4 protein-coding genes are annotated in these 4,186 nt (G+C 61.4%); 2 read left to right on the forward strand and 2 right to left on the reverse strand.

Annotation, left to right across the window (positions count from 1 at the left end; translation table 11 throughout):
• Positions 1–269 precede the first annotated feature (269 nt).
• On the forward strand, positions 270–1,331 hold the full coding sequence (locus RXV88_RS23205) for a GSCFA domain-containing protein (RefSeq protein ID WP_316296091.1): 1,062 nt from the start codon (positions 270–272) through the stop codon (positions 1,329–1,331).
• Positions 1,309–2,076: a hypothetical protein gene (locus RXV88_RS23210; RefSeq protein WP_316296093.1), complete on the forward strand. Its 768-nt coding sequence runs from the start codon at positions 1,309–1,311 to the stop codon at positions 2,074–2,076. The genes RXV88_RS23205 and RXV88_RS23210 overlap by 23 nt, the downstream gene beginning before the upstream one ends.
• 104 nt (positions 2,077–2,180) lie before the next feature.
• Here the strand turns inward: RXV88_RS23210 and RXV88_RS23215 are convergent, their stop codons facing one another.
• Complete coding sequence (locus tag RXV88_RS23215) at positions 2,181–2,399, reverse strand: hypothetical protein (RefSeq protein WP_316296095.1); 219 nt, start codon at positions 2,397–2,399, stop codon at positions 2,181–2,183.
• 43 nt (positions 2,400–2,442) lie between these two features.
• Entirely contained in the window at positions 2,443–2,664 is a 222-nt protein-coding gene (locus RXV88_RS23220) for a hypothetical protein (RefSeq protein ID WP_316296096.1), read from the reverse strand.
• Positions 2,665–4,186: the final 1,522 nt, after the last annotated feature.

A 4,186-nucleotide genomic window follows, 5' to 3' on the forward strand; every position in this document is an offset into this window, starting at 1 on the left:
TCGAGTAAGCGATGATCCCGAGACGCGCCAACCCCGGTGTGTCGAAGATCATCGAGTAAGCGAAACGGACGGTGCACAGTAAAGGCGCACCCTACACCAACACCGTAGGGTGCGCATTCATGCGCACCGCCCAGCTCAGTAAACCGCGCCATTGGGCGCGGTTTTTTCTTGGCTGTCCGTTTCCCTGCAACACAACGCGGGATTCATCCCAGGCCCCATTTGACCGTCCGCGCGCTTTCCGGCTTTCTGATCGAAAACGGACCGAGCAGATGACAAATCCATACAGCGACCTGCCGCCGCGGGCGTTCTGGCGCAGTGCCGTCGCCGAGGCCGGAGCCTTTGGCCTTGAAGGGCTGTGGCAGCCGAAATTTCCCATCCGTCCCGCGCATCGCATCGTCACCGCCGGATCCTGTTTCGCCCAGCATATCGGGCGGGCGCTGGCGGCGGACGGCTATGGCTGGCTCGACGCGGAACCGGCGCCTCCGTTCCTGAACGAGGAGGCCGCGCGCCGGTTCAACTATGGTGTCTTCAGCTGCCGCACCGGCAATATCTATACGCCCGCCATGCTCGACCAATGGCTCGACATCGCGCTGGACGACGCAGAGGCCCATCCCGAGTGCTGGCTGCAGGATGGACGCGTCTTCGACCCGTTGCGTCCGGCGATCGAGCCGGGTGGCTTCGGCGATCCCGCAGAATTCCGAGCGGCCCGCGCGCGCACAGGCGCGGCGCTGAAGCGCGCGGTGTCGGCGGCGGATATCTTCGTCTTCACGCTGGGCCTCACCGAGGCCTGGGTCAACGCCGAGAGCGGGCTGGAATACGCCATGTGCCCGGGCACGCACGCGGGGACATATGACCCCGAGGTTCACGTCTTTCGCAACCGCCGTATGGCCGACATCGCGGAGACGCTTGAGCGCGCGATCCGCCGCATGCGTGGTCTCAACCCCGATCTTCGGGTGCTGCTGACCGTGTCGCCCGTGCCGCTCACGGCGACGGCCTCGGGCCGGCACGTTCTGACCGCGACCAGCCATTCCAAATCCATCCTCCGCGCCGTGGCCGGGCAGGTCGCCGAGGACGATGTGGGGGTGGACTACTTTCCGTCGTACGAGATCATCACCCATCCGGTCTTTCGCGGTGTGTTCTACCAGCCCAACATGCGCAGCGTCGCGCCTGAAGGCGTGGCGACCGTGATGCGCCATTTCTTCGGCGATCAGGCCCGCGCGTTTCCCCGCAAGGGCCGCCGCAACCGTGTGGCGCTGGCGGGAAAGCCCCTGAAATCCATGGATGTCGTCTGTGAAGAGGAGATGCTGAGTGCCTTTGGACCCGCCCGCTAGGATCTGCATCTTCGGTGACAGCAACATCGCGTCGGTCCGCAAGGCGCTGGATGCTGGGCTGCTGCATCCGGCCTTTGCCGCCGCCGAGTTCTGGGGGGCGGGCGGGCCCCGTTTCCGCGATTTGCATCTGCGGGAGGGGATCGTGGTGCCCGGTCTCGAGGCCGCGCCGGTTGTGGCGCAGGTCAACGGCCGGGGGCGCGGCGTTCTCGATCCTGCGGATTTCGACGTGATCGTCTTTTACGGCGCACGGCTGAACGCCGCCGAATTCATCGCCCACAGCGTACAACTGGCCGCCGACAGCGGCTGGCCCAGTCGTGCCGTGCAGGAGGCCATGGCGCGCGGCTGGCAGGAGAATTGCCGCGCCTACCGCTTTGCCGCCGCATTCGCGGACCGGACCAAGGTCTGGTTCGTACCGGCCTCGTTCCCGACGGATACGGCACGCGATTACGCGATCAAGGGGCGTTTGCTGGTCCACGCTCCCGCCGCCGAAAAGACCTCCCCGGCCACGAGGGACCGGCTGTGGAGGCTGATTTCGCAGACGGCGATGGCGGACGGCGTGCGGATCGTTCGTCAGCCGGAAGAAACGGTGGTGCGTGGCGTTTTCAGCCATGCGCGCTATGGTGTCGAAGGCGCCGGGCAGTGCCAGGACGGCGGCCACAAGTCGCCGGACTACGCCGCGCTGGTGCTGAACGCCGCCTTTGACGCTTTGTTCGAGAGCGCTGCGGCCGGGATCGCCGCGCAATAAAAGGCCGCCCCAAAGGGCGGCCGTTTGGCCCGTGGCTCCCGCGAGCGCCTTGGGCGCTTGCGGGGGCAGTGGGCGGCGGGCAAACCTGCCCGAAATTTCCCGGCTCAGCGCAGGGCGGCGCGGACCGCGGCGTAAACTTCGCTGACCGAGTCGCTGGAATGGATGACGTTCACCAACGAGGCGATCTCGGCGTCGGTCAGCGACTGCACGTCGGCGTTCGGCGCGTAGAACTGGATTTGAGCCAGGGCGGCGTCCGAAGTCATGGCCGAGGCGGCGCCGGCAAACGTGGTCGCGGCGAGGGCGGCGATTGCGAAAAGTTTCATGGTTTCGTTCCTTTTGATTTGATGTCGAGGCAAGGGGCCAGGCTTAGCGCAGGGCGGCGTGCACCTTGGCGCGGACTTCGCTGACCGAGTCGCTGGAGTGGATGACGTTCAGCAGCGAGGCGATCTCGGCGTCGGTCAGGGACTGCACGTCGGCGTTCGGCGCGTAGAACTGGATTTCAGCCAGTGCTGCGTCCGAGGTCATGGCCGAAGCGGCGCCGGCAAAGGTGGTGGCGGCAAGGGCGGCGATTGCGAGGAATTTGGTCATGGTCTTGTCCTTTCGGTTGATGTGACCGGCCGGTATGGCCGGGTTGCTTTGGGCTGCCGGCGGCGTTTTCGTGCTGCCGACACCGATCAAGTTAGGGAGCCGCGCCGCCGGTTTGAAATCACGAAAACCGCTCGGTTCAGTAACGGGAATTTGTGATTGAAATCAGGGTTTTGGTGCCGTCTCGATGTGCGCGGCTGCACAGCGATGGTGCGGGCCAGAAAAGGCTGGGGTTCGGGGCTGTGACGTGACCTTCGCGGGGTTTGCCCGGTCGTGATCCGCCAAGACCGCCGCCCCCGGTGCGGGCGGGTAACACGTTTTTTTGAGCGGCAGGCGGAGGCCTGAATGTTTCAGAACGGGCCGGGTGGCTCTTCGTCCTGTGAGCGTCTTGCGACGTGGCGTGAGGAAGACAGGCCCCGGAACCCATGACGCGCGCGAGGAAAGCTTGGAAAAGGCACTTGATTTCACCTTGGCCTTGGCTTACCCCGCTGATCGGCCATAGGGGTATAGCTCAGCTGGTAGAGCGACGGTCTCCAAAACCCTGAAGTTAGCAAATTATATCAATTACTTAGCTGAAATTCGTTACCACGTGTTTTGGTGGATAGCGGTCGGGAATTGATAACCTATTTTTTTTTAACTTATCGGTACTTTCCGCCATCTTTGCACCGGGAAGTTTTTCCGATGAAGCGTCAGGAAATTTTCTCAAGCATCGGTTCTTTCGGGTGCTCGGTGACCTTTCAGTCGGGAAATATCATGGCTTTGCTTGGCGAAGCTCGGTGAGCAAAGCGCGTTGCGTATTCTCGCGCTGGCCAGCGTTTTGAGAACTTTTTCCCGACTGCGGATGTCGGATTTTTACCGGCTCGGTTGAGCGCAAAATTTCCCGCCAACGATCTAACAGTGGTCCGATAAAGGCATTGTTCTACTGACGATGCCGGGAAAATCATTGACTAAGAGAAGTGTATCTACCGGACATACTCGATGGACTGTGCCGCACTCGAGGACGAGGCCCGCAAAAGGTGGAGTTGGTATCTGGAGCGGCAGGTTTCAAATGCTTTGGGATTATACGCGCAAGCAAGTGTTGCGTGATGCTTAATAGTTAAATATCGGTCGCGCACTGTGCTGCAGAAAGCTCATATCGTTCTGAACTTCCCACACGAGATAGATGGAGAAAGAATCTTCAGATGCGCATGAGCGAAGATACCTGAACATAGTCTGTGGGGCGCACGGTCGGTTATTGCTCATGAAAACTGCGGCGCTCAGCTTACCAATTATATCTAAAGAGCCGATAAAACCCTCGCCGTAATTCCGGCAGGAATGACCTGAACAAGTCTTTCTTATCCAAGCGAAGGAAAATCTCTGGGTTTCAGCCGTCGACGGCGTCAGAGGGCTCCTCATAGCTATGCTCATTCTCCCGCAGAACATCTTCCTCGACACCGTTTGGCCGAGATTTAGGGTCAGGACTCATTCACATTTCATAGCCAGAACATGACGGTTGCGGCTAACGCGATGGCTGAGAGGAAGGCCT

The organism is Aestuariicoccus sp. MJ-SS9 (assembly GCF_032586235.1).
In the GTDB taxonomy this organism is placed as follows: Bacteria; Pseudomonadota; Alphaproteobacteria; order Rhodobacterales; family Rhodobacteraceae; genus Aestuariicoccus.

What these genes read in the sequence shown, in the direction of transcription:
- RXV88_RS23205 (WP_316296091.1), top strand. Translation starts at nt 270, where the DNA reads ATGACAAATCCATACAGCGACCTGCCGCCGCGGGCGTTCTGGCGCAGT.
- RXV88_RS23215 (WP_316296095.1), bottom strand. Translation starts at nt 2,399, where the DNA reads ATGAAACTTTTCGCAATCGCCGCCCTCGCCGCGACCACGTTTGCCGGC.
- RXV88_RS23220 (WP_316296096.1), bottom strand. Translation starts at nt 2,664, where the DNA reads ATGACCAAATTCCTCGCAATCGCCGCCCTTGCCGCCACCACCTTTGCC.